Origin of the sequence: Nonomuraea diastatica (assembly GCF_004349015.1) — a bacterium.
GTDB lineage: Bacteria > Actinomycetota > Actinomycetes > Streptosporangiales > Streptosporangiaceae > Nonomuraea > Nonomuraea diastatica.
Genome location: NZ_SMKP01000130.1, coordinates 1 through 22,790, shown reverse-complemented (window position 1 = coordinate 22,790; position 22,790 = coordinate 1). Strand labels below are relative to the sequence as shown.

The 22,790-nt window shown below is 70.8% G+C and carries 21 protein-coding genes; 13 read left to right on the top strand and 8 right to left on the bottom strand.

Annotated features, from left to right (window positions below; translation table 11 throughout):
- Window position 1: 1 nt before the first annotated feature.
- Window positions 2–802, bottom strand: a complete 801-nt coding sequence (locus E1294_RS35240; protein WP_132515301.1) for a Nif3-like dinuclear metal center hexameric protein — start codon at window positions 800–802, stop codon at window positions 2–4.
- Window positions 803–919: 117 nt separating this feature from the next.
- Between E1294_RS35240 and E1294_RS35235 the strand changes: the two genes are divergently transcribed.
- The 7 genes from E1294_RS35235 (at window position 920) to E1294_RS35205 (ending at window position 9,145) form a co-directional block, all read left to right on the top strand.
- Complete coding sequence (locus tag E1294_RS35235) at window positions 920–2,404, top strand: flavin-containing monooxygenase (RefSeq protein ID WP_132515300.1); 1,485 nt, start codon at window positions 920–922, stop codon at window positions 2,402–2,404.
- 72 nt (window positions 2,405–2,476) lie between these two features.
- On the top strand, window positions 2,477–3,505 hold the full coding sequence (locus tag E1294_RS35230; protein ID WP_132515299.1) for a dipeptidase: 1,029 nt from the start codon (window positions 2,477–2,479) through the stop codon (window positions 3,503–3,505).
- Entirely contained in the window at window positions 3,502–4,563 is a 1,062-nt protein-coding gene (locus E1294_RS35225) for a M20 family metallopeptidase (protein WP_132515298.1), read from the top strand. Before E1294_RS35230 ends, E1294_RS35225 begins: the two co-directional genes overlap by 4 nt.
- 102 nt (window positions 4,564–4,665) lie before the next feature.
- Window positions 4,666–5,478, top strand: coding sequence for a GNAT family N-acetyltransferase (locus E1294_RS35220; RefSeq protein ID WP_132515297.1), 813 nt, complete (start codon window positions 4,666–4,668; stop codon window positions 5,476–5,478).
- A 34-nt stretch (window positions 5,479–5,512) separates the two neighbouring features.
- Window positions 5,513–6,946, top strand: coding sequence for an Nramp family divalent metal transporter (locus E1294_RS35215; protein WP_132515296.1), 1,434 nt, complete (start codon window positions 5,513–5,515; stop codon window positions 6,944–6,946).
- Between the two features lie 75 nt (window positions 6,947–7,021).
- Window positions 7,022–7,981, top strand: a complete 960-nt coding sequence (locus E1294_RS35210) for a helix-turn-helix transcriptional regulator (protein WP_132515295.1) — start codon at window positions 7,022–7,024, stop codon at window positions 7,979–7,981.
- A 45-nt stretch (window positions 7,982–8,026) separates the two neighbouring features.
- Entirely contained in the window at window positions 8,027–9,145 is a 1,119-nt protein-coding gene (locus E1294_RS35205) for a C45 family autoproteolytic acyltransferase/hydrolase (protein WP_220448102.1), read from the top strand.
- Here E1294_RS35205 and E1294_RS35200 read toward each other — a convergent pair.
- Genes E1294_RS35200 through E1294_RS35190 form a run of 4 tightly spaced genes read right to left on the bottom strand, consistent with a single transcriptional unit; the run spans window position 9,106 to window position 12,813 of the window.
- Window positions 9,106–10,614 carry an AMP-binding protein gene (locus tag E1294_RS35200; protein WP_246083517.1) on the bottom strand — a complete coding sequence of 503 codons (1,509 nt, stop codon included), beginning with the start codon at window positions 10,612–10,614 and terminating at the stop codon, window positions 9,106–9,108. The genes E1294_RS35205 and E1294_RS35200 overlap by 40 nt on opposite strands.
- Entirely contained in the window at window positions 10,614–11,093 is a 480-nt protein-coding gene (locus tag E1294_RS56395; RefSeq protein WP_246083516.1) for an acyl-CoA dehydrogenase family protein, read from the bottom strand. The genes E1294_RS35200 and E1294_RS56395 overlap by 1 nt, the downstream gene beginning before the upstream one ends.
- Window positions 11,084–11,641: an acyl-CoA dehydrogenase family protein gene (locus E1294_RS56390; RefSeq protein ID WP_246083515.1), complete on the bottom strand. Its 558-nt coding sequence runs from the start codon at window positions 11,639–11,641 to the stop codon at window positions 11,084–11,086. Before E1294_RS56390 ends, E1294_RS56395 begins: the two co-directional genes overlap by 10 nt.
- A complete protein-coding gene (locus E1294_RS35190; RefSeq protein ID WP_132515294.1) occupies window positions 11,638–12,813 on the bottom strand; it encodes an acyl-CoA dehydrogenase family protein in 1,176 nt (391 codons plus the stop codon). The genes E1294_RS56390 and E1294_RS35190 overlap by 4 nt, the downstream gene beginning before the upstream one ends.
- A 158-nt stretch (window positions 12,814–12,971) precedes the next feature.
- Between E1294_RS35190 and E1294_RS35185 the strand changes: the two genes are divergently transcribed.
- From E1294_RS35185 to E1294_RS35175, 3 genes are all read left to right on the top strand, one after another.
- Complete coding sequence (locus E1294_RS35185; protein WP_246083514.1) at window positions 12,972–14,306, top strand: sensor histidine kinase; 1,335 nt, start codon at window positions 12,972–12,974, stop codon at window positions 14,304–14,306.
- Between the two features lie 148 nt (window positions 14,307–14,454).
- Window positions 14,455–15,054: a TetR/AcrR family transcriptional regulator gene (locus E1294_RS35180; protein ID WP_132515293.1), complete on the top strand. Its 600-nt coding sequence runs from the start codon at window positions 14,455–14,457 to the stop codon at window positions 15,052–15,054.
- 75 nt (window positions 15,055–15,129) lie between these two features.
- Window positions 15,130–16,110 (top strand): AurF N-oxygenase family protein, encoded by a 981-nt coding sequence (locus E1294_RS35175; RefSeq protein ID WP_132515292.1) that lies wholly within the window; start codon window positions 15,130–15,132, stop codon window positions 16,108–16,110.
- Here the strand turns inward: E1294_RS35175 and E1294_RS35170 are convergent.
- The gene (locus tag E1294_RS35170) at window positions 16,107–16,880 is read right to left on the bottom strand and encodes a class I SAM-dependent methyltransferase (RefSeq protein WP_165977635.1); all 774 of its coding nucleotides are present in this window, start codon (window positions 16,878–16,880) and stop codon (window positions 16,107–16,109) included. The genes E1294_RS35175 and E1294_RS35170 overlap by 4 nt on opposite strands.
- Window positions 16,881–16,929: 49 nt before the next feature.
- On the opposite strand from E1294_RS35170, the gene E1294_RS35165 reads away from it, so the two are divergent.
- Window positions 16,930–17,610 (top strand): copper resistance CopC family protein, encoded by a 681-nt coding sequence (locus E1294_RS35165; protein WP_181958608.1) that lies wholly within the window; start codon window positions 16,930–16,932, stop codon window positions 17,608–17,610.
- Complete coding sequence (locus E1294_RS35160; RefSeq protein WP_132515289.1) at window positions 17,607–18,647, top strand: copper resistance D family protein; 1,041 nt, start codon at window positions 17,607–17,609, stop codon at window positions 18,645–18,647. The genes E1294_RS35165 and E1294_RS35160 overlap by 4 nt, the downstream gene beginning before the upstream one ends.
- A gap of 188 nt (window positions 18,648–18,835) precedes the next feature.
- Here E1294_RS35160 and E1294_RS35155 read toward each other — a convergent pair whose 3' ends face one another.
- Window positions 18,836–20,020, bottom strand: coding sequence for a hypothetical protein (locus E1294_RS35155; RefSeq protein ID WP_246083513.1), 1,185 nt, complete (start codon window positions 20,018–20,020; stop codon window positions 18,836–18,838).
- 30 nt (window positions 20,021–20,050) lie between these two features.
- Window positions 20,051–20,875 carry a class I SAM-dependent methyltransferase gene (locus E1294_RS35150; protein ID WP_246083512.1) on the bottom strand — a complete coding sequence of 275 codons (825 nt, stop codon included), beginning with the start codon at window positions 20,873–20,875 and terminating at the stop codon, window positions 20,051–20,053.
- A gap of 68 nt (window positions 20,876–20,943) precedes the next feature.
- Here E1294_RS35150 and E1294_RS35145 point away from each other — a divergent pair.
- Window positions 20,944–22,790: S15 peptidase family protein (locus tag E1294_RS35145; RefSeq protein ID WP_246083511.1), on the top strand; the 1,847-nt coding region annotated here is incomplete at its 3' end.

Sequence of the window (22,790 nt, the reverse complement as noted above, 5' to 3'; positions counted from 1 at the left end):
ATCAATATCCTCTTGTCCAAGCATCGGTGACCGTGGCGGAGACACGTGTTTCAACGGTAACGCCACTCGCGTGCAGGATGGACGCCGCACTGTCGAGCCAGGGCCACTCGGTCGCCCAGTGCGCGGCGTCGATGAGCGCGGGGCCGCCCGCCTCCATGAACTCGCTCGCCGGATGGTGGCGTAGATCCGCCGTCAGGAACACGTCGACGCCCGCGGCCCTCGCCACGCCGAGGAGGGAGTCGCCCGCTCCCCCGCTGACCGCCACGCGCGTAACGCGGCGCGACGGATCGCCCGCCACCCGGATCCCCCACGACGTGCGTGGCAGCCCCTTGGCCGCCCCCGCCGCGAACGCCTCCAGCGTCGTCTCCTCCGCCGTCTCGCCGATGCGGCCCAGCCCGCGCCACGGGTCGTCGGGGAACGGCTGGAGCGGCACCAGGTCGCCGGTGAGCCCGACGGCTCTGGCCAGAGCGTCGGACACGCCGGGGTTGGCGACGTCGGCGTTGGTGTGCGCCGTGTAGAGGGCGACGTCGTTCTTGATCAGGGTGTGGATCAGGCGGCCCTTCGGCGTGGTCGTGGCCACGCTGGTGGTGCCGCGCAGGTAGAGCGGGTGGTGGGTGACGATCAGATCGGCCTGCCACTCCAGGGCCTCCTCGGCCACGGCGGCGACGGGATCGACCGCGAACAGCACCCGCCGCACCGGCTGGGCCGGGTCGCCGCTGACCAGCCCCACCGCGTCCCATGATTCGGCTCGGGCGGGCGGGTAAGCCGCCTCGAGCACCTCGATCACGTTCGTCAACGTCACAGGAGCCACCTGCGCAGACTACCGGTGACCGGCGGGGTGGCGGCGCACGTGACAAGGGCTGTTGCGGGAACGCAGGCCGGGCGTAATGTAAGCGAATCCTGACCTGCGGAGGGCGGCATGGCACCCAGCGTCGCGATCATAGGAGCGGGCTTCGGCGGACTGTGCATGGCGATCCAGCTCGAACGGGCCGGCATCCGGTCCTACACGGTCTTCGAGAAGGCCGCCGGCCTGGGCGGCACCTGGCGGGACAACAACTATCCGGGCGCGGGCTGCGACATCCCCTCGCACCTGTACTCGTACTCGTTCGAGAAGTACGCGAGCTGGTCCCGCCGCTACCCCGAACAACCCGAGATCCTCGCCTATTTAGAACATTGCGCCGATAAATACGACGCCAGGCGAAAAATCCGGTTCAATACCGAGGTCCGCCGAGCCGCCTTCGACGACGCGAGATGGCAGGTCACCACGGCCCATCCGGAGGGCGGCGGCGAGCACACCGAGGCGTTCGACGTGGTGGTCATCAGCGTGGGCCAGCTCAGCCGCCCGCGATTCCCCGGGCTTCCCGGCATGGCCGATTTCGAAGGCGTCTCCTACCACTCCGCCCGCTGGAACCACGACCACGATCTCACCGGCAGGCGGGTCGCGGTCATCGGGAACGGCTCGTCGGCCGCCCAGCTCATCCCGCGCGTGGCCGAGCAGGCCGAGCACCTCGACGTCTTCCAGCGCACGCCCAACTGGGTGATCCCCAAGCCGGACGCCGCGTTCGGCCCGCCTGCCCGGCTGGCCTTCCGCCTGGTCCCGGGCCTGCAGCGGGCCTACCGCGAGTGGATCTACCGCTACGCCGAGGCCACCCTCTACCCGGCGCTCGCCCAGGGCTGGAGCGCCGACCTGCTCAGGAAGCGGGCGCTGCGCCACCTGCGCGACCAGGTGCCCGACCCGGTGCTGCGGGCCAAGCTGACCCCCGCCTACCCGCCCGGCTGCAAGCGGGTGATCATCGACAGCTCCTTCTATCCGGCGCTGACCAGGCCGAACGTCGACGTGGTGACGGACAGGATCGTCCGGGTCGCGCCTAAGGGCGTCGAGACCGCCGAGGGCCTGCGCGAGGCCGACACCATCGTCTACGCCACCGGCTTCAGAAGCACCGAGTTCCTCGCGCCGATGGAGATCAGCGGGCGCGGCGGGCGTTCGCTGGAGGAACAGTGGAAGGACGGCGCGGAAGCGTATTTGGGCATCTCCGTCCCGAACTTCCCGAACATGTTCCTCCTGTACGGCCCCAACACCAACCTCGGGCACAACTCCATCGTCTTCATGCTGGAATGCCAGGTGGACCACGTCATGGCCTGCCTGCCGCACCTCTCGCTGAACGGCCCGATCGAGGTGCGGCCCGAGGCGATGGCCGCGTGGCGCGGGCGGCTCGACGCGGCGATGGAGCGGATGGTGTGGGGCGGCGGCTGCCAGAGCTGGTACAAAACCGCCGAAGGCCGCGTCACGAACAACTGGCCCGGCCCCACGACGCTCTACCGCAGGCTGACGGCCCGACCGCCGATCCCCGCCTACCGGCCCGCCGGATCGTCCTCAGGGCCTGTACGGACGGTGGATCCTTAGCCCGGTCGCCCTGATCTCAACCCCGTTCGGGCCCTGGTGCGTTGGAGCGGGCCGCACGATAGCGTCCGAGACATGACGTCTTCCCTGCACCAGCGCGCTGTCGTGGCCGACACTCACAACGACCTGCTCATGGCCGTCACGGCCCGGCCACCCGAGCAGTGGGCGGGCTTCTTCAGCGAGCGGTGGCTGCCGCAGCTGGTCGAGGGCGGCGTCAACCTGCAGATCCTGCCGGTCTTCATCGAGGACGACTTCCGTCCTGAGGGCGCGCTGCGCCAGACGCTCCGGATGATCGAGTGTGCGCACGTGCTGGCCGAGGGCAACCAACACCATGTACGGATATGTCGGGATGCTGCCGAGATCGACCGGGCGCTCGACGACGGCAGGATCGCCCTCGTACTCGCGCTGGAGAGCATGCCCGGCCTCGACGCCGACGTCGAGCTGATCTCGACAATGCACCGCCTGGGCGTGCGGGTCGCCTCGATCGCGCACTTCGGCCGCACACCCCTGGCCGACGGCAGCGGCGAGGACGCCACCGGCAGCGGGCTGACCTCCGACGGCGTCGCCGCCCTGCGGGAGATGGAGCGGCTCGGCATGGTGTTCGACGTCTCCCATCTTGGAGCCTCCGGCGTCGCGCACGTGCTGGAGCTGGCCACCAAGCCCCTGCTGGCCACCCATTCCTCCGCCCGCGCCCTGCGCGACCACCACCGCAACCTCACCGACGACCAGCTCCGCGGCGTGGCCGCCACCGGCGGCGTGATCTGCGTCAACTTCTTCGCGCCCTTCCTGGCCGAACGCCCCGAGGACATGACGCTCGACCGCCTGCTCGACCACATCGAGCACATCGTGTCGGTCGCCGGCGTCGACCACGTCGGCCTCGGCCCCGACTTCATCCACGAGGTCATGTCCGACCTGACACGGCCGTGCTGCGAAGGCGTCAACTACCGCGGCGTCGACCCGAAGTCCGCGATCCCCGGCCTGAAGGGACCGTCGGGGCTGCCCATGGTCACCGAGGGCCTGCTCGCCCGCGGCCTGCCGGAGAAGGACGTCATGAACATCATCGGTGGCAACGTGCACCGTTTCCTCGGGGAGCTGCTGGCATGATCGAGGACCTCGAGGAGCTCGTCCTGTGCGAGTCGTTCTCCAGTGACCTGTCCGCCGTCGCCCGCAGCGCCGAGGTCGTGGCCGCCATGGGGGCCCGCCACCTCGGCGCCGAGCCGGAGTTCCTGGTGATCGACGGCGTCACACACCTGCGCTGGACGTTCGGCATCCCCAAGGTGCTGCTCCTGGGCCACCACGACACCGTCTGGCCGATCGGCTCGCTCGCCACCCACCCGTGGTCGGTGGTGGACGGCGTGGCACGCGGGCCCGGGGTGTTCGACATGAAGGCGGGTCTGGTGCAGACGTTCCACGCGCTGGCCGGGCTCGGCTCGCTCGACGGCGTCACGCTGCTGGTCACCGGGGACGAGGAGGTCGGCTCGCTCACCTCGTCCCGGCTGATCGAGGACACCGCGCGCGGTCTGGCCGCCACCTTCGTCATGGAGGCCAGCGCCGACGGCGGGGCGCTGAAGACCGCCCGTAAGGGCACCTCGCTCTACACCGTGCACGTGCGCGGCAGGGCGGCGCACGCCGGGCTGGAGCCGGAGAAGGGGGCGAACGCCGGGATCGAGCTCGCCCACCAGATCCTGGCCGTCGCCGGCCTGGGCGCGGGCGCCACCACGGTCACGCCGACGGTGCTGTCGGGCGGCACGTCGCTCAACACCGTCCCGGCGGAGGCCTCCGTCGGGGTGGACGTACGCGTGGCCGAGGTCGCCGAGCAGGAGCGGGTCGACGCCGCCGTCCGCGCGCTCACGCCGGTCGTGCCCGGCACCCACGTGGAGATCCTCGGCGGGCCCAACCGGCCGCCGCTCGAAAGCGCGATGTCGGCCTCGCTCTACGCGCTGGCCCAGAAGCTGGCGGCGGACCTCGGGGCAGGCCCGCTGAGCTCGGCGTCGGTGGGCGGCGCCTCCGACGGCAACTTCACGGCGGGAGTGGGCTGTCCCACGCTCGACGGGCTGGGCGCGGTGGGCGGCGGGGCGCACGCCGACCACGAGCACGTCGTCGTCGCCGAGATGCCCCGGCGCGCCGCGCTGCTGCGGGCGCTGATCGAGGCGGTTCGCTAGCCCGGAGCCCACGGCCCGCCGGGCCCGCGCACGGACGCCCTGCCACCCGGCGATGGACCCCCGGCTTGCCGCGGTGCCGGGACGTCGTGGCTGAATGGGGAGGTGACCGGACACCGCGAAGCGACGGCGAGGACCGGCGTGGTGATCAGGGAGCTGCGCGAGGTCCCGGAGTTCGAGCAGGTCTACGCGCTCTTCGACGGCATCTGGCACCCCGAGCCGCGCAACGTGCCCATGACCGTGGAGCTGATGATCGGCTTCGCGCACACCGGCAACTACGTGGCCGGGGCGTTCGAGGGAGAGCGGCTGGTGGGCGCCTCCGTGGGGTTCCGCGGACGCGAGCGGTCGCTGCACTCGCACGTGACCGGCGCCGTCGTGACGGGCCGGGGCATCGGGTACGCGCTCAAGGCCCACCAGCGGGAATGGTGCAGGAAGAACGGCCTCGACACGATCACCTGGACGTTCGATCCGCTCGTACGGCGAAATGCGCGTTTCAACCTGGTCAAGCTAGGCGCGCTGCCCGAAAAGTATTTGCCTGATTACTACGGAGAAATGGCCGACGCCATCAACGAGGGAGACCCCTCCGACCGCGTGCTGACCGTCTGGCGCGTACGAGACGCCGGGAACGCCTCCCCAACGCCCGGCGTCGCGAACCGCCCCGTGCTGCTGGAGGCGGGCGATGACGGATGGCCCGTCGTGAGGAAGGCCGAGGGTGACGTCGTTCTGGTGGGCACACCACCCGACATCGAGCGGTTGCGACGGGAGGATCCGGCGGCGGCCCGGGCCTGGCGGGCGGCCATGCGCGAGGTGCTCGGCGGGCTGATGGAGGCCGGCGGGCATGTCGCGGCATTGACCAATCATGGAGAGTACGTGGTGACGGTCCGCCGGCTATTCCACCGGGGTTTCGCCGCTCTGTAATGTGGCGGGTAAGCACGCCGAAAAGGAGATCCGCATGGCGGAATTCACCCCCACCGTTCCTGCGCGAGTCCTGCCTCCCGTCACCGTCCGCGACCTGCCCGAGCCCCCTCGATCGACCTGGCGTTTCATCGGCCCGGGGTTGGTCGGCGCCGGAGTCGGGCTGGCATCGGGCGAGTTCATCCTCTGGCCGTACATCGCCTCCCAGGTCGGGCTCGTCTTCATCTGGGGAGCGGCCATCGGGATCATCACGCAGTGGTTCCTGAACATGGAGATCGAGCGCTACACCCTGGCCACCGGCGAGACCGCGCTGACCGGATTCAGCCGGATGTGGAAACACTGGGGCCTGGTCTTCGTGCTGATGACGCTCGGATCGAACCTCTGGCCGGGCTGGGTCACCACGTCCGCGACCATGGTGACCTATCTGACCGGAGCCGGCGAGGGCGCCGTACGCTGGATCGCCATCGGCATGCTGCTCCTGATCGCCTTCGGGCTGACGCTGGCTCCGGTGATCTACATCGCGCTCGAACGGGTGATCTTCGTCAAGGTCGCCCTGGTGGTGATCCTGATCGTGGTGGCGATCGTGGTCGCGATCACCGCCGACAGCTGGGTGCAGCTGGGCAAGGGCCTGACCGTCGGCGCCCAGTTCCCGGTGCCGCCGCTGGACTTCGCCGTCCTGATGGGCGCCATCGCCTACGCCGGCGCGGGCGGCGGCCAGAACCTGTGCCAGAGCAACTGGATCCGCGACAAGGGCTTCGGCATGGGCCTCTACGTTCCCCGCCTGGTCAGCCCGGTCACCGGGCAGGAGGAGGCGGCCGCGTCGACGGGCTTCCAGTTCGCGCCCACCAAGGACAACCTCGCCCGGTGGCAGCGGTGGTGGCGCTTCGCCAACCTCGAGCAGGCGTGGACGTTCGGCCTCGTGACGTTCGTGACGATCGCGCTCATGTCGATGCTGGCCTACTCCACCGTGTTCGGCCAGCCCGGCTTGGAGAACAGCATCGAGTTCCTGCGCGTCGAGGGGCAGGTGCTGCAGGAGACCGTGGGCACCTGGTTCGGCGTGCTGTTCTGGGTGATCGGAGCGCTGGCCCTGTTCGCGGCGGCGATGGGGATCGTCGACTACACCTCGCGGCTGGCGGCGGACACGCTCAAGACCGTCTACCTGAACAAGTCGTCCGTGTCGGAGAACAAGGTCTACTTCTTCACCGTCTGGGCCATCGCACTGATCGGCATCGGCATTCTCCTGCTGGGCTTCGACCAGCCGCTCATCCTGCTGGTGTTCTCGGCCTGCTTCGCCGCCGTGATGATGTTCGTGTACTCCATCCTGCTGATCGTGCTCAACCGGCGGGCGCTGCCCGACGCCATCAAGGTGCGCTCCTACCGGCTGGGTGCGCTGATCTGGTCCGTCGCCTTCTTCGGGACGCTGACCGTGCTGGTCGTCATCCAGCAGGCGCAGACGCTCTTCGGCGGCTAGCGAGGTTCAGGGGCCCGGGCGTGATCGCGGTGAATGCGGAAGCGCGCCTTCCGCGATAGCGGGCACACTGGTCGCATGCTGGAAACGTCGGCGCGGCTGCTCAGACTCCTGTCCCTGCTCCAAGCCCACAAAGAGTGGTCGGGCCCCGAGCTGTCCGCCCGGCTCGGGGTCTCGACCAGAACGATCCGCAACGACGTCGAGCGCCTGCGCACGCTCGGCTACCCGGTGCACGCCACGCCCGGGGTGGCCGGCGGCTACCGGCTGGGCGCGGGGGCCGCGCTGCCGCCGCTGCTGCTCGACGACGACGAGGCCGTGGCCGTCGCGGTGGGGCTCGGCAGGGCGGCCGGCGGCGGCGTGGAGGGCATCGAGGAGAGCTCGGTGCGCGCCCTGGCCAAGCTGGAGCAGGTGCTGCCGTCCCGGCTGCGCCGCCGGGTCGGCACCCTCAACGCCTACACCGTGCAAGTTCCCGGTGCCACGCAGGCGATGGTCTCCCCCGAGGTGCTCACCACGATCGCCGGCGCGGCCCGCGACCACGAGCGGCTGCGTTTCGACTACACCGGGCACGACGACTCCTCCAGCGTGCGCGACGTGGAGCCGCACCGCCTGGTGCACCGGCGGGGCCGCTGGTATCTCGTGGCCTACGACATCGAGCGGCAGGACTGGCGTACGTTCCGGGTCGACCGGATACGCCCGCGCACGCCCGGCGGGCCCCGGTTCACCCCGCGCGAGATGCCGGAGGGCGGCGACGTGGCGGCGTACGTGGAGAAGGGCGTCAGCACGGCCATGTGGCGCTTCCGTGCGACGGTGCTGCTGCACGCCCCCGCCGAGCAGATCGAGGCGATGCGGCTGGGGCTGGAGGTCGAGCCGGTCGGCGAGGCCACCTGCCGGATCGAGCTGGGCAACGACGACCTGCACGGGATGGCGGTGTGGATCGGATTCCTCGGAGTGGACTTCGAGGTGCTCGACCCGCCCGAGCTGGCCGAGCACGTGCTGCGGCTGTCCGAGCGCTACGGGCGGGCCGTCAGCGGGCGGTAAGGTCGCGGTCAGCGGGCAGTCAGAAGGCGCGGAGAGGCTGCCGCCATGAAGAACTTGACGCAGGTCGCGGGCGGCTCCGGCGACTTCCAGCTGGTCCGCCACCTCACCCTCGCAGGAAGCCAGTTCGAGATCGGCAGGGCCCTCACCGAGGAGGCCCGCAGGCTCGGCTGGTCCCCCGCACCGGCCACGCCCGAGGTCAACCGGGCCCGCAGGACCTGGTTCGAGCGGCACTGGCCGCAGCACAACGCCCGCATGGACGGCGCGGCGGCGGCCCTCGGCTTCGACCCCGACCAGGACGAGCTGGCCCTCGACGGCCTCAACGTGGTGCCCGCGGGCTCCGGCTGCTCGGCCCTGTGGGTGCCGCCCTCGGGGTCCGCCGACGGCCACGGCCGGGTGGGCCGCAACTACGACTTCTTCCGCTCCACCACCAGCGAGATCATGGGCTCGGCGCCGGAGCCCGGCGAGCTGCCCATGGCCTCGCGCCCCTACGTGATCACCACCATCCCCGACGAAGGGCTGTCCTCGACCGTCATCACCATGTCGGACCTCGACGGCTGCATGGACGCCATCAACTCGGCCGGGCTCGCGGTCATGCTCCTGATCGCCGACTTCGAGAACGCCGAGCCGCCGGAGCACGTCTCGCCGCAGGTCGGGGTGGGCAGCGTGCAACTGCCCAGATTCCTGGTCGACACCTGCGAGAACGCCGACCAGGCCAAGCAGGCGCTGCTGCTGGCCAAGCAGTACGACCACGGCACGCCCCTGCACTACCTGGTGGCCGACGCCCACGGGCAGGCGTTCGTGTGGGAGCGCGGCCCGGACGGCAGGGAGCACATCATCGAGTTCGGCGACGGACCGCTCTGCGTCACCAACCACCTGCTGCACCGCAACCCCGACCCGATGAACCTGCCCGCCGACACCGAGGCCGGCTTCGGCACGTACGGGCGGCTGCGCACGTTGTACGAGCGCAGCAAGGGCACCACCATGTCACCGCACGATCTGCGCGAGAGCCTGCGGGCCGTCCGGCAGGCCGAGGATCCCGCCGAGCCGTTCCGCACGTTGTGGAGCACCGTCTTCGACACCGCGGACCGGACGTTGTCGGCCCGCTTCTACCTGGGCGACGGCCGCTACTCCGAGGAACTGGTGTTCCCGGCCTCGGCGAGGTAGGACTCGCGCACCTTCGACCGTGACAACTTTCCCGTGGGGGTGCGCGGCAGCTCGGAACGGTATTCGATCACCTTCGGATGCTTGAACCTGGCGATGCGCGACCCGCAGTGCGCCAGCAGCTCGGCGGTGAGCCCGGGGCCGGGCGTGACCCCGTCGGTCGGCTGGACCAGGGCCACCACGCTGTGGCCCCACTCCTCGTCGGGCACCCCGATGACGGCCACGTCGGCCACCGCCGGGTGGTCGAGCAGGGCGGCCTCGATCTCGGCGGGGTAGATGTTCACCCCGCCGGAGACGATCAGGTCGGTACGCCGGTCGCACAGGAACAGGTAGCCGTCGTCGTCCATGAACCCGATGTCGCCCGGCGCGTACCATTCCCCCAGCATGCTGGCGGCCGTCTTCGCCGGGTCCTTGCGGTATTCGAAGGAGCCCATGGCGGACTTGACGTAGACCAGGCCCGGCTCGCCCGGCGACAGCTCCACGCCCTTGTCGTCGAAGATCTTGGCTTCGAACGTGGGCGCGGGCCTGCCCACGGTACCCGGCCTGGCCAGCCAGTCGTGCGGTTTGACGGAGAAGGCGATGGTGGACTCGGTGGAGCCGTAGTACTCGTAGAGCACCGGGCCCCACCAGTCCATGATCTGCTGCTTGACCGCGACGGGGCAGGCGGCGGCGGTGTGGATGACCTGGCGCAGACTCGACAGGTCGTAGCGGCGCCTGATCTCCTCGGGCAGGCGCAGCATGCGGTGGAACATGGTCGGCACCATCATCGCGTTGGACACCCGGTGCCGATCGATGAGCTCGAGGATGGCCTCGGGCTCGAACTTGGGCGCGATCACCACGGTGTGCCCGAGGTGCAGCGCGAACTGCGTGTGCGCGCACGGCGCGGAGTGGTACATCGGTGAGGTCACCAGATGCGTCTCCGCGCCCGGCCGGAGGTCGACGACCTCGCCGAGGAACCACACGTACAACGGCACGATGGCCTCCGGCTCGGCGCCGGGCAACGGCCGCTGCACGCCCTTGGGGACGCCGGTGGTGCCGGACGTGTACCACATCACCGCCCCGGCGGTCCGTTCCGCGGGCGCGCCGGCCGGCTGCCCTCCGGCCAGCCCCGCCGTGCCGACCTCCCCGCCGGGCACGGCGTGCGCGGGCCCGGTGACGACCACCTTGGCGTCGCAGTCGGCCAGGATGTACGCCACCTCGGACGCGGTCAGATGCCAGTTGATCGGCACGTAGTAGAGCCCGATCTGCCAGGTGGCCATGACCATGACGACCTGGTCGATCCCGTTGGGCAGCACGCCCGCGACCACGTCGCCGGTGCGGAGGCCGCGGGCCCGCAGCCCGTGGGACACCCGGTTGACCAGGGCGAGCAGCTCGCCATACGACGTGCGGGCGCCGTCGGCGTCGATCAGCGCCAGGCGGCCGGGGTCGGCGGCGGCGATGGTGTAGAAGCCGGGCATCGCGCTGACGTCCATCACAACTCCAGCAGGGCGGCGAGGCGGGCACGGTGGATGCGCGGGGGCCCCATCAGCACTTCGTCCGCCTTGGCCCGCTTGTAGAACAGGTGGGCGTCGTGCTCCCAGGTGTAGCCGATGCCGCCGTACAGCAGCAGGTGGTCGCGGGCCACCTCGAAGCAGGCGCGGCCGACGTACGCCTGGGCGAGGGCGGCAGCCTCAGGCAGCTCGTCCGGCGACTCGTCGGCCGCCCATGCGGCGTATCGGACGATGGACTCGGCCTGTTCGAGCTTGCCGTGCATGTCGGCGAGCTTGTGCTTGACCGCTTGGTAGGAGCCGATGTAGCGGCCGAAGGCGACGCGGATCTTGGCGTAGGAGACGATGGCGTCCAGCGCGGCCCTCATCACGCCCAGCTGCTCGGCCGCCAGCGCCACGCACAGCCGGTCGCCGATGTCCGGACGCGGCCCCAGCACCCGCGCCGGCGCGCCGTTCAGCTGCACGCGGGCCTGACCGCGTGTGAGGCGAGCGTGTCCAGCGGGGTCCTGGTCACGCCCGGCCCCGCCAGGTCGACGGCGACGAGGACGACGCCGTCTCCGCCCTGCGCGGGCGCCACCAGCACGCCAGCCTCCATGCCGCTGAGCACCTGCGCCAGCGTGCCGCGCACCGCCGAGCCGTCGTAGGTGAGGCCGGTCTCGCCGGCCGGCTCGGCGAGCGCCGCCAGGACGCGGCCTTCGGCGATGCCGGTCAGCAGTTCCTTGTCGCGCACCCGGGTCAGCGCGACGGTGGTGAAGGCCGTGGTCAGGAACGGCCCCGGCAGCAGGGCCGCGCCCGTCTCCTCCAGCACGACGGCCAGCTCGGTCATGCCGGCGCCCGCGCCGCCGTACTCTTCGGGGACGATCAGCCCGGACAGGCCGAGCTCGCGGTTGAGCCGGGCGTACACCTGCGGGTCGTAGCCCTCACGGACCTTGGGCAGCGGGGACGCGGCGCGCAGGAAGGCGCGTACGGCCTCGCGCAGCCGCTGGTGCTCCTCGCTGAGTACGAGCTTCACGCCTGGGTCCCCACCTTCAGATCCTTGAACGGCACGGTCTTGTCCACGCGGGGCTCGGGCGGCAGGCCGAGCACGCGGTCGCCGACGATGTTGCGCATGATCTCGTTCGTGCCGCCGCCCAGCGCCATGCCAGGGGCCACCGAGATCGCCTGCGCCAGCGGGTGGCCGGCCAACGCGGCCTCGGGGCCGGCCAGCTGCGTGGCGAGGTCGGCCTGGAACATCGTCAGCTCGGCGAGCAGCAGCTTGGCCGCGCTGCCCCGCGCGCCGGGGAAGATGCCGGCCCTGGTCTCCTGGGCCAGCCGCTGGTTGAACAGCGCCAGCGCGCGGGTGCGGATGTGCAGCTCGACGAGCTGGTCGCAAACCAGCGGGTCGCCGGTGTCGACGACTTGGCGCAGCGCCTCGACCGAGGCGGGGTGGTCGCGCCGGCCGCCCATGCCGACGCCCGCCGAGATCGACAACCGCTCGTGCAGCAGCGTCGTGACGGCCACGCTCCAGCCGTCGTTGACCTCGCCCACGCGATGCTCGTCGGGGATCGTCACGTCGTCGAAGAAGACCTCGTTGAAGTTGGCCCTGCCCGACATGTCCTTCAGCGGCCTGACCGTCACGCCCGGGTGGTGCATGTCGACCACGAACATGGTCAGGCCCTTGTGCTTGGGCACGTCGACGTCGGTGCGGGCCAGCAACAGGCCCCAGTCGGCGTGGTGGGCGACCGAGGTCCAGACCTTCTGGCCGTTGACGATCCACTGGTCGCCGCGGGCCTCGTCGCGCACCGCCCTGGTCTGCAGACTGGCCACGTCGCTGCCGGCGCCGGGCTCGGAGAAGAGCTGGCACCAGATCTCCTCGCCGCGCAGCAGGGGCCGGACGAAGCGCTCGCGCTGCGCGTCGGTGCCCCGGTCGACCAGGGTCGGGCCGGTCATGCCGAGGCCGATCGAGAAGACGTAGGTGGGGAGGGCGTAGTCGCGTGCCTCCTCGGCGAACGCGCGCTCCTCCGCCTGGGTCAGCCCCTGGCCGCCCCACCGCTCCGGCCACGTGATCCCGGAGTAGCCGGCGTCGTGGAGCCTGGCCATGAAGTCCTTGGCCCGGGTGACCGAGTCCGTTTCCTGAGAGTCGTCCGATGGGGCGTTCTCCTGCAGCCACGCCCTGGCGGCACGCCGGTAGTCAGCGAGGTTCACATCGGCTCCTTGGCATCAGTGTTCACTTACTCTAGCCAGGGCGCCGGAGCCCGTACAGAGCAATGCTCTGTACGTCCGAAACTCGAATTAAGGGCGGAATCTCCGTAAATTAGAGCAAGAGGCACTTGGTGTGATCGCCTGACTACGGGGGGATAGGTGTGATCGCACTGCTGGGCCGTTCCATACGCGCGCGGCTGGCGCTGTTCGCCAGTGTCACCATGGCCCTGCTCTGCCTGATGACCAGTTCCGCGCTGCTGTGGATGGTCTACAACACGACCGTCGACATCCACACCCAGGACGCGGTCGGCACCACCCTGACGGTGGCCCACCTGGTCAAGGAGGCCGAGCTGCCGCTCCTCGGCAATCTCGACATACGGGGCGTCCAGGTCGTCGATCCGCAAGGGCGCGTGGTGTCCGCCACGTCCGATCTGACGGGCGGGCCGCGGCTGACCGGCGCGTCGCCTCCACCGGACACCACCAACCGCGTCGTCCACGCCTGTGACCTGCCGTACCTTTCCGGCGGCTGCCACATCGTGGCGGTCCAGCGCGTGTACCAGCCGGACGGCGACTGGCTCGTCTACGCCTTCCGCCCCCGGCCGCCCTGGTACGCCACGCCCGGCGCGCTCGTCTTCCTCGTCCTCGCTTCCGCGGCACTGGTCGTGCTGACCTGGCACGGCGTCTCGCACGTGGTGGCCAAGACGCTCGCGCCCGTCGACCACATCACCCGCAAGCTGGCCGAGATCACCGCCGACGGCGGGGGGATGCGTGTGCCCGTACCCGAGAACGCCGACGAGATCCGGGCGCTCGCGGAGACCGCGAACCGCACGCTCGCGCGGCTGGAGGACTCGATGGAGCACCAGCGCAGGTTCGCCTCCGACGCCTCGCACGATCTGCGCAGCCCGATCACGGCGATGCGCGCCGAGGTCGAGGAGGCCATGCTCGCCCCCGACGAAACCGACTGGCGGGAGGTCGGCGACCGGTTGCTCACCAGTCTCGACCGGCTGCAGAACATCGTCACCGACCTGCTGACGCTGGCCAAGCTCGACGCGGGCGCTCCCGCCCGGCTCGGCCCGGTCGACCTGAGCGAACTGGTCACCGCCGAGGTCGCCAGGCCGCGTACGAAGGAGGTCCGGGTCTCGGTGCAACCCGGCGTGGTCGTGACGGGCGACCGGCTGAGGCTGGCCCGCCTGCTGACCAACCTGCTGGACAACGCCGAGCGGCACGCGGAGCGTACGGTCGCCGTGATCGTGCGCCGCGACGGCGAGGCCGTGCTGGAGGTGCTCGATGACGGGGCGGGCATCGCGCCCGAGCACCGCGAGATGGTCTTCAGGCGCTTCACCCGGCTGGACGCCTCGCGCAACCGGGACGCCGGCGGGACCGGGCTCGGCCTGCCGATCGCCCGCGAGATCGCGCGCACGCACGGCGGCACGCTCAGGATCGAGGACTCCAACGCAGGTGCCCGATTCGTCCTTCGGATGCCGGTAAGGGAGTAGTAAAGGTGGGTAGTAATGATTTTCGACCCCCCTGCCGAGAACGCCCGGAGATCCACCAGTACCATGATCACCGCGAGATGTCGGAACAGACGGCGCGCCTAGTTTGTCCAATAAAAACCCTTATAACCAGAAATTAGAGCTACCCGCTGTGACATCAGGTTTCAGCCGATTACGGCGCGAGGATCTCCTGAAGACGGCCTGCGAGGTGATCGCCGAGCAGGGGTTCGGGCATACCAGGACCATCGACATCGCCAGGGCCGCCGGCGTCAGCCAGGCGCTGCTCTTCTACCACTTCGAGACCAAGGACCAGTTGCTCGCGCAGGCCTTCACCTACGCGGCGCGCCTGCACCTCAACGCCCTGAACGACGTCGAGCGATCCTCTGGCACGCCGCTCGAACGGCTGCGCACCCTCCTGCGGCTCTGCTCCCCCGCGATCCCCACCGAGGGCTGGAGGTTGTGGATCGACGCGTGGTCCGAGGCGATGCGCAGCTCCGAGCTGGAGGCCATCTCGCGGCGCATCGACGCCCAGGGCCGTCTCGTCCTTCGCGAGATCATCGAGGCGGGCGTGACGTCCGGCGAGTTCGCGTGCGCCGACCCCGATGGGGCGACGTGGCGGATCCTGGCGCTGGTCGACGGGCTCGCGGTCCAGATGCACGTGCACCCCAGGGCCCTGTCCCGGCGCCGGGCCGGGGCGCTCATCCGCACGGCCGCCGCCAACGAGATCGGAGTCGCCCCGGAAAAGCTGTGACGAAACCTACGATCCTCACCTTCCCGCGCTATTGGATGCTTCGTACAATACCGGGCGAGGAGAGGAGCGCACGCGATGACACAGGCACCGAGCTCTACCGCCGCCAGGGAACGCGACGAGCAGGTCGCGAACAGGAAGGCCTACGAAGCGGTCATCGAACGCCTCTCGAAGGCGTCGGTCGACAAACACTGGGAGCCCTATCGAGACATCCCGTGGGACGACCCCGAGTTCCAGGTGGACCCGGCCGACCCACGCTGGGAGCTGCCCACGGTCGACAAGCTGGGCGGCCACCCGTGGTATCGCGGCCGGCCCCCGGAGACCCGGGCGGCGATCGGGTTGTGGCGCGTGGCCACCGCCATGAAGATCGGCCTGCAGTTCGAGAACCTGCTCAAACGCGGGCTGCTCAACTACGCCTACCGGCTGCCGAACGGCGCGCCCGAGTTCCGGTACGTTTACCACGAGACCATCGAAGAGGGACATCACGGGATGATGTTCCAGGAGTTCGTGAACCGGACGGAGCTTCCCGTGCGTGGCATGCCCGGGCCGCTGTCGGCGATCGCGCAGGCGGCGCCCTTGATTCCGCTGATCTCGACCGAGCTGTTCTTCGTGTTCGTGCTGGGCGGCGAGGACCCGATCGACCACGTGCAGCGCAAGGTGCTCAAGGACGACAGGGCGCACCATCCGCTGGAAGAGACGATCATGCGGATCCACATCGCGGAAGAGGCCAGGCACATCTCGTTCGCCCGCCACTACCTGCGCAACCGGGTGCCGCGGATGCCGGCGTACCGGCGGCTCCTGCTCGGCATCGCCTCCCCGATCATCCTCGGCGTGATGGCCCGCATCATGCTGGCGCCCCCCGGGGCGCTCATCAGGCACTTCAAGATCCCCCTCAGCGTCGTGTCGGAGATCTACCTGCGCAACCCGGCGGCCAAGCAGGAGATCCGCGACTCCATCGGCAAGACGCGGGAGCTGTGCGCCGAAATCGGCCTGATCAACCCGCTGACTCGGCGGATCTGGCGGCTCATGGGCATCTGGGCGGAGCCGGCGCGCGCCTAGCGCGCCTGACCGGGCGGCCGCCCGGCGATCAGGACCTCGGTCATCGTCACCTGCTCCCACATGCCCCGAGGGTTGTGCGCGAGCAGGGCGCGCCTGGCCGCCCGGGTGAAGGACTCCATCCGGTCGCCGAGTCTGGCGGGAGCGGTGTAGGAGTAGGACAGCTGCAGGCCGATCACCGCCTCCAGGTCGTAGACCTGGCGATATTCGTACGGGGTCGCGTCGAAGTCGCTGAACGGCGAGGCGGCGAGCATGTCGTCGTGGTGCTCCCCCGTGGCCTGGTAGGAGTTGGTGGCCGTGAAGGTGTTGACGCCGAACTCGTCGCGCACCCGCCGCATGGCCGGCTCCCAGGGCAGCTCCTCACCCGCGCGGGACGGTCCGACGAGCGCCACGACGCCGTGCGGAGGCAGCAGCTCGTCCAGCTCCAGCAGCACCGCGCGGCGGTCCATCCAGTGGAACGACCTGCCCATGACGACATGGTCGAACCCGGGCAACTCCCGCAACCGCGTGGAATCACCGCTCAGCCAGCGGATGTTGCCCGCACGCGCCGCCAGCCGGCGGCCCTCCGCCAGCATCTCCGCGTCGGGATCGACGGCCAGGACCTCCCGCACGCGCCGCGCGAGCGGGATCGCCACCGTGCCGGGACCGCAGCCGAGGTCCAGCACCGTGCTGTCGTCGCCGAACGTCATCGCCAGGTGCTCGATGGCCGGCTCGCCGTGACCGGCCCGGTATTTGGCGTAGTAGGGAGCCGCGCCGCCGAACAGGTCCGTCATGGATGGGACCATATACAGGTTCGAGACGCGACGATGGAAGGTTTCCCCTGTGAGGCGGCTACTCACGGTCCTGCTGCTCGCCTTCGCGGCGGCCGGGATCGCCCTCCCCCCTGCCGAGGCGCACAACGTGCTGATCGGCAGCGACCCCAAGGACGGAGCCACGCTGACGGCCTCTCCCGCGCGGGTGACCCTCGTGTTCGACCAGCCGGTACGCCAGGGATACGCGCACGTGGGTGTGACCGGGGCCGACGGGTCGGCCTGGGCCGACGGGGCCGCCGAGATCACCGCGGAACGGGTGTCGGTCAAGGTCAAGCCGCTGGCGGCGGGCGACTCATACGTCGTGGGCTATCGCATCCTGTCGGCCGACGGGCACCCTGTCACCGGGAAGATCGGCTTCAGCCTGACCGCTGACGCCGGGGGGGTGGCCTCCGGCACCGCCGATCAGGGCACGAACGGCGACGCCGCCGAGGCCGCGGCCAGCCCCGATGCCGCCGAGGCCGCGGCCAACGGCGGGGCCGGGATGGCCGTGGTGTGGATCGTGGGGGCGCTGCTGCTCCTCGCCATGGGCACCGCCGTGGCCCTCCGCCGCGCGAGACCCGCCCAGGAGACCGCCATGGCCGGCCCACCCGGCACCACCGCCGAACCCACGCCCGGCACCACCGCCGAACCCGTGCCGGGCGCCGCCGCCGGACCCGTGCCGGGTTCCGCGGCCGAGGGGACGAAGGCGTGACCGTCACCGCCTCCCCTGCTCCCCCTCTCTCCGGGCAGCGCGTCGGCGGGCGGCTCGTGGCCGGCGTGTTCCCGGTGTGCGCCATCGTCGCCGCCGTGGCCGCCAGCTCGTTCTCCGAGCAGGAGGCCGTGCCCGGCATTCCCATGCCGGGGCCGCTGGTGTCGGTCGGTCTGCCCGTCGTGCGGGTGCTGCTCGACGTGTCCGCCGTCGCCGTGGTGGGGCTCAGCCTGGTGGCCAAGCTGCTCGGGTTCGACCGGCCCGAGTACACCGAGCCGGTGATGGTCCGCGTCCGGCCCCTTGCGGTGATGGCGGCCTGGGCGTGGGCGATCTGCGCACTGCTCACGATCGTGTTCCAGACGGCAGAGCTCAACCCCGGCGCCGTGCCGACGTTCGGGATGATCGCGGACTATGTCGGGAACGTCGGCACGGGCCAGGGGCTGCTGTTCAGCGCGGCGTGCGCGCTGGCGGCGGCGGGCATCGGGCTGATGGCGGTGCGGTTCGGCGAGAAGGTGCCGGCGGAGCTACGCGTGATCGTCGCGCTCTTCGGGCTGCTGCCCATCCCGGTCACCGGGCACGCGGTCAACTCCATCTGGCACGACCCCATCATGATCTCGATGGAGATCCACGTGATGGGTGCGGCGGCGTGGGCGGGCGGGCTGCTGGTGACCGCCGTCTTCGTCGCGCCCCACCCGGGCCTGCTGGCCATGGCGCTGCCCAAGTTCTCCAGGATCGCCTCAGTGTGCCTGATCATGGTGGCGCTGTCCGGGCTGATCACAGGGCTCGGCACGATGGCGCTCACGCCCGGGGTGACGCTGCCCGACGCGCTCCTGACCAGCGACTACGGGCTCCTGGTCGTGGCCAAGGTGACGCTGGTGGCCCTGCTGGTGCCGCTGGCGGCGCACATCCGTTTCCGCCTGCTGCCCGCCGTCCGCAAGGGCCGGGCCACCGCCCTCGTGGGATGGGCGGCGGCCGAGGTCGGCGTGATGGGGCTGGCGTACGGCGTGGCGGTGGCGATCACCCGCGCCTCGATCGTCTGACGGCACCGCGCCGAGTCGACCCGCGAGGAGGGCGACGGGAATCCATCGGCGACGGCGTCGGTCTCGACCGCCCATGCTACGGAAACGGGCCTGACCCACCCGACGATACGGGCCCGGCCCGGCCCGCCCGACGCTGCGGAAACGGGTCATCGGCCGGTGCCGGGGAAACGGGCGCGAGCCCGTCGGCGCTATGGAGTGACGGGCGCGATCACGGGTGAGGCGGCCCCGGCCGGGCGCGGGCGGCTCCTGCTGACGACCCACTCCACCACCAGCCAGGCGGCCAGCAGGCCGAGCCCGGCCCAGACGGCCGACGACATGGCCGGCGGGGGCGCGCCGAGCAGCCCCTCCTGGCCCTTGAGCACGTCGTACACGCCGCCCATGACCGCGTTCTGGGCCGTCAACGCGACGTACGCGCCGACCGTCGCACCCGCGGCCCCCAGCAGGGCGCGTACGGCGGGCATCCGTACCAGGAACGCGACGTCCACCAGCAGCCCGGCGACCACCAGGAAGAACGGCACCGCCGACGGCGGGAACCCGGTGAACGTCAGCAGCGGCCAGATCAGCGTGCGGACGCCCACGTAGGAGGCGGCCACCAGCGTCGCCGCGCCGAACCTGCCGATCAGCATCCTGGCCACCACCAGCACCGCCACCCCGGCGACCACCGCGTAGACGGGGTAGAGGAAGTCGGGCACGGGCAGCGCGAACCCGGTCATCATCGTGCGGTCGATCGGCCGCCCCATCTGGTCGGCCGCGAACTGCAGCAGGATCGGCTCGGCGTAGACGGTGCCGTTGTCCCAGGCGCCGATCGACAGGACGCCGTATTCCTGGTGCTGCTCGGGGAAGTGCACGTTTTCCAAGAAGAACGCGAGGAATGCGCCGAGCACGACCACGCGTTCCCGGCCGGGCGGCGCGCCCATGAACCAGCCCCGGACCACACCCGCGATCATGAAGAACGTTCCAAGGTAGAGCATGATGTGCGACGGGCTCCACGAGGTGATGTCGAGCCCGTTGACGCGGTGGTTGATCAGGTCGAGCGGGACCGCGACAAGGAAGATCCCGGTGCCCCACTGGATCAGCCGCAGCGCGGCCTTGTCGACGCCGTAACCGGTGTAGCCGTGGATGATGGTCAGGGCCAGGGCGAGGGCCGTGCCCGCGGAGTTGAGCAGGTGAGGTGGGGCGAGGTCATCGCGCAGCCACTTGAAGTGCCACGAGACGTCCCACGCCGAGCCGAGCAGCTTGAGCGTGAACGCCCCCAGCCATCCGAAATAGAGCACCCTGAACAGGTCGTGCGGCGTCTCGCGCCCCGCCTGGCCTCTGGTCCAATAGGGCAAGGCCCACTCGGCGGCCTTCTTGATCGATGCTGGAGACTTCACGGAAGAGAATCTTACGGTCCTCGTTCCTGGTCAGTGGCCGGGAGTGGGCGCCGGGGAAGGTCCGCTGCCGGCCGAGGCGCGCAGGGAGTACATGAGGGGGACCTTGGGGGCGCCGCCGGGGACGCGGTAGTGGCCGTCGGCGGCCTCCAGCGTGGCGAAGCGCTGGAAGAGGGTGAAGTCGTGCTCGTGGAGAAACTCCACCCGCAGCCCCGCCGCGGCCACCGCGCTCACGACCTCGCCGAGACTGTGCGGGAATTGCACGGACGTCTGGTGTTCGAGCACGTCGTCGCCGGTGTAGGTGTGCGGTTCGACCCAGACCTGCGGCTCACGGTCGAAGTAGTCGTGCGTGACGGTGGTGCCCGTGGCCTCGTCCAGAATGTCGGGGAAGGGATGGAACTCGGCGAGATAGAGGAAACCGCCCGGCTTGAGCAGCGCGGCGACCGTCTGCGCCCACCGCGTCAGGTCGGGCAGCCAAACCAGCGCCCCCACACCGGTGTAGACGATGTCGTACGCGGCCCGTCCCAGCGCCTCGGCCGCGTCGTACACGTCGGCCGTGACGAACCTCGCCGGGAGGCCGCACGCGGCGGCGATGGTCTCCGCCTGCGCGACGGCGGCGTCGGAGAAGTCGAGACCGGTCACCTCCGCCCCGAGCCGGGCCCAGGCGAGGGTGTCGAGGCCGATGTGGCACTGCAGGTGGGCCAGGCGGCGGCCGGACACGTCGCCGACCTCCTCCCGCTCGAACGACCTCAGCGGGCTCCGGCCCGCGACGAAGCCGTCGACGTCGTAGAAGTCGCTTCCGACATGGACGGGCACCCGGGAATTCCAGTTGGCCCTGTTGGTCTCCAAATAGTCCACGATGTGTAAGCCTAGACAGGGGCAACCCGTCTCAGCGATCTCTCAGGTGCGGTCAGTAGGCTCGCCGCATGAAGCGTATGGCCGCGTCGGCGGCGGCGCTCGCCCTCATCGCCGTGACGACGTGGCTGGTGTGGCCGTCGGGTGCCGAGGTGCGGGGCCAGGATCAGACCATCACCGTCGTCGACGGGCCTGCCGACGACCAGCGGGTCGAGCTCGACACGACGTTCTTCCCGCCACCGGGCGGAGGGAAGGCGCCTGCCGTGCTGCTCGGCCACGGTTTCGGCGGCAGCAAGCAGAGCGTCAGGGACGAGGCGGTCCGCATCGCCCAGGACGGCTACGCCGTACTGACCTGGTCGGCGCGCGGGTTCGGCCGCTCGACGGGCGAGATCGCGCTCAACTCGCCCGACTACGAGGTCAAGGACGTCAAGCAGCTCATCGACTGGCTGGCCAAGCGTCCCGAGGTCTTGCTCGACGCGTCGGATGACCCGCGCGTGGGCATCGCGGGCGGCTCGTACGGCGGCGCCATCGCGCTGATGACGGCGGCCCACGACCGGCGCGTCGACGCCATCGTCCCGCGGATCACCTGGTCGGACCTGGCCGACGCGCTCTTCCCCAACACGGCCGTCCCGCTCTCCGCGGCCGGTGACGCCGGCCAGAGCCCCGCCGCCGGCAGCCTGCCCGAGGCGGAGAACGGCGTGTTCAAGCGCATGTGGGCGGGCATCTTCTTCGGCCAGGGCGTCTCGCTCGACAGCCTCGCCCTGCGGGGACGGCCCGAGGCCGCCCGGCCGCTCACGCCGGAGCAGGCCAGGTGCGGCAGGTTCCGTCCCGAGATCTGCACCGTCTACGAAGAGGTCGCCAAAACGGGCAGGCCCACTCCGGAGGCCGTCGACCTGCTGCGCAAGTCGAGCCCGATCACCGTGGCGGCCCAGATCAAGGCGCCGACCCTGCTCATCCAGGGCCAGCGCGACTCGCTGTTCCCGCTCAGCCACGCCGACGCCAACGCCAGGGCCATCGCCGCGGGGGGCACACCCGTCAGCCTGACCTGGTTCGACGGCGGTCACGACGGCGGCGACGGCGAGGCCGACTGGGTGTTCGAGCAGTCGTCGGCCTGGTTCGCCCGCTATCTGAAGGGCGAGGGTGACGGGGAGACGGCGCCGCCGGTCAGCGCGTTCACGGTGACCCGCGACGGCGGCCGCGACCCCGGCACCCGCCAGCGCATCCGCCTGCACCCCGAGACCGGCTCCTACCCGGGCCTCGGCGGCACCGCCACCCGCACCGTCGAGCTGGCGGGCCCCGCCCAGAACATCGCCAACCCGCCCGGCGGCGCGCCGGCCTCGATCTCGTCGGTGCCCGGCGTCGGCGGCCTGCTCGGCGGCCAGAACAGCCCCGGTGTCGCGATCGACATGCCGGGCCAGAGCGCCGCGTTCGAGTCCCGGCCGCTCACCGCCCCGCTGCAGCTCACCGGCAGTTCGACGGCCACGATCAGGGTGTCGGGCCAGGGCGGGACCGAGGCGACCCTGTTCGCCAAGCTCTACGACGTGGCCGACAGCGTCCAGCCGCCTGCTCTGCCCGCCGGGCTGGTGGCGCCGATCCGGGTGGCCATACCCGAGGGCGCGACCAGCGCGGAGGCCACGATCACGCTGCCCGCCGTCGACCACGCCTTCGCCCCCGGCCACCGGCTGCGGCTGGTGCTGACGACGACGGACATGGGGTTCGCGACACCCTCCGAGCCCGCCACGTACCAGGTCTCGCTCGTCTCCTCCACGCTGACCGTCCCGACGGTCGGCACGCTGGCCGCCGCCTCTGGCGGGGTGGCGTGGTGGGTGTGGGCGATGCCGCTGGCCGCCGTGGTGATCGCGGCAGCGCTGCTGGTGACCGGCCGCGCCCAGAACCGCCGCCGCACGGCCACCCGCCC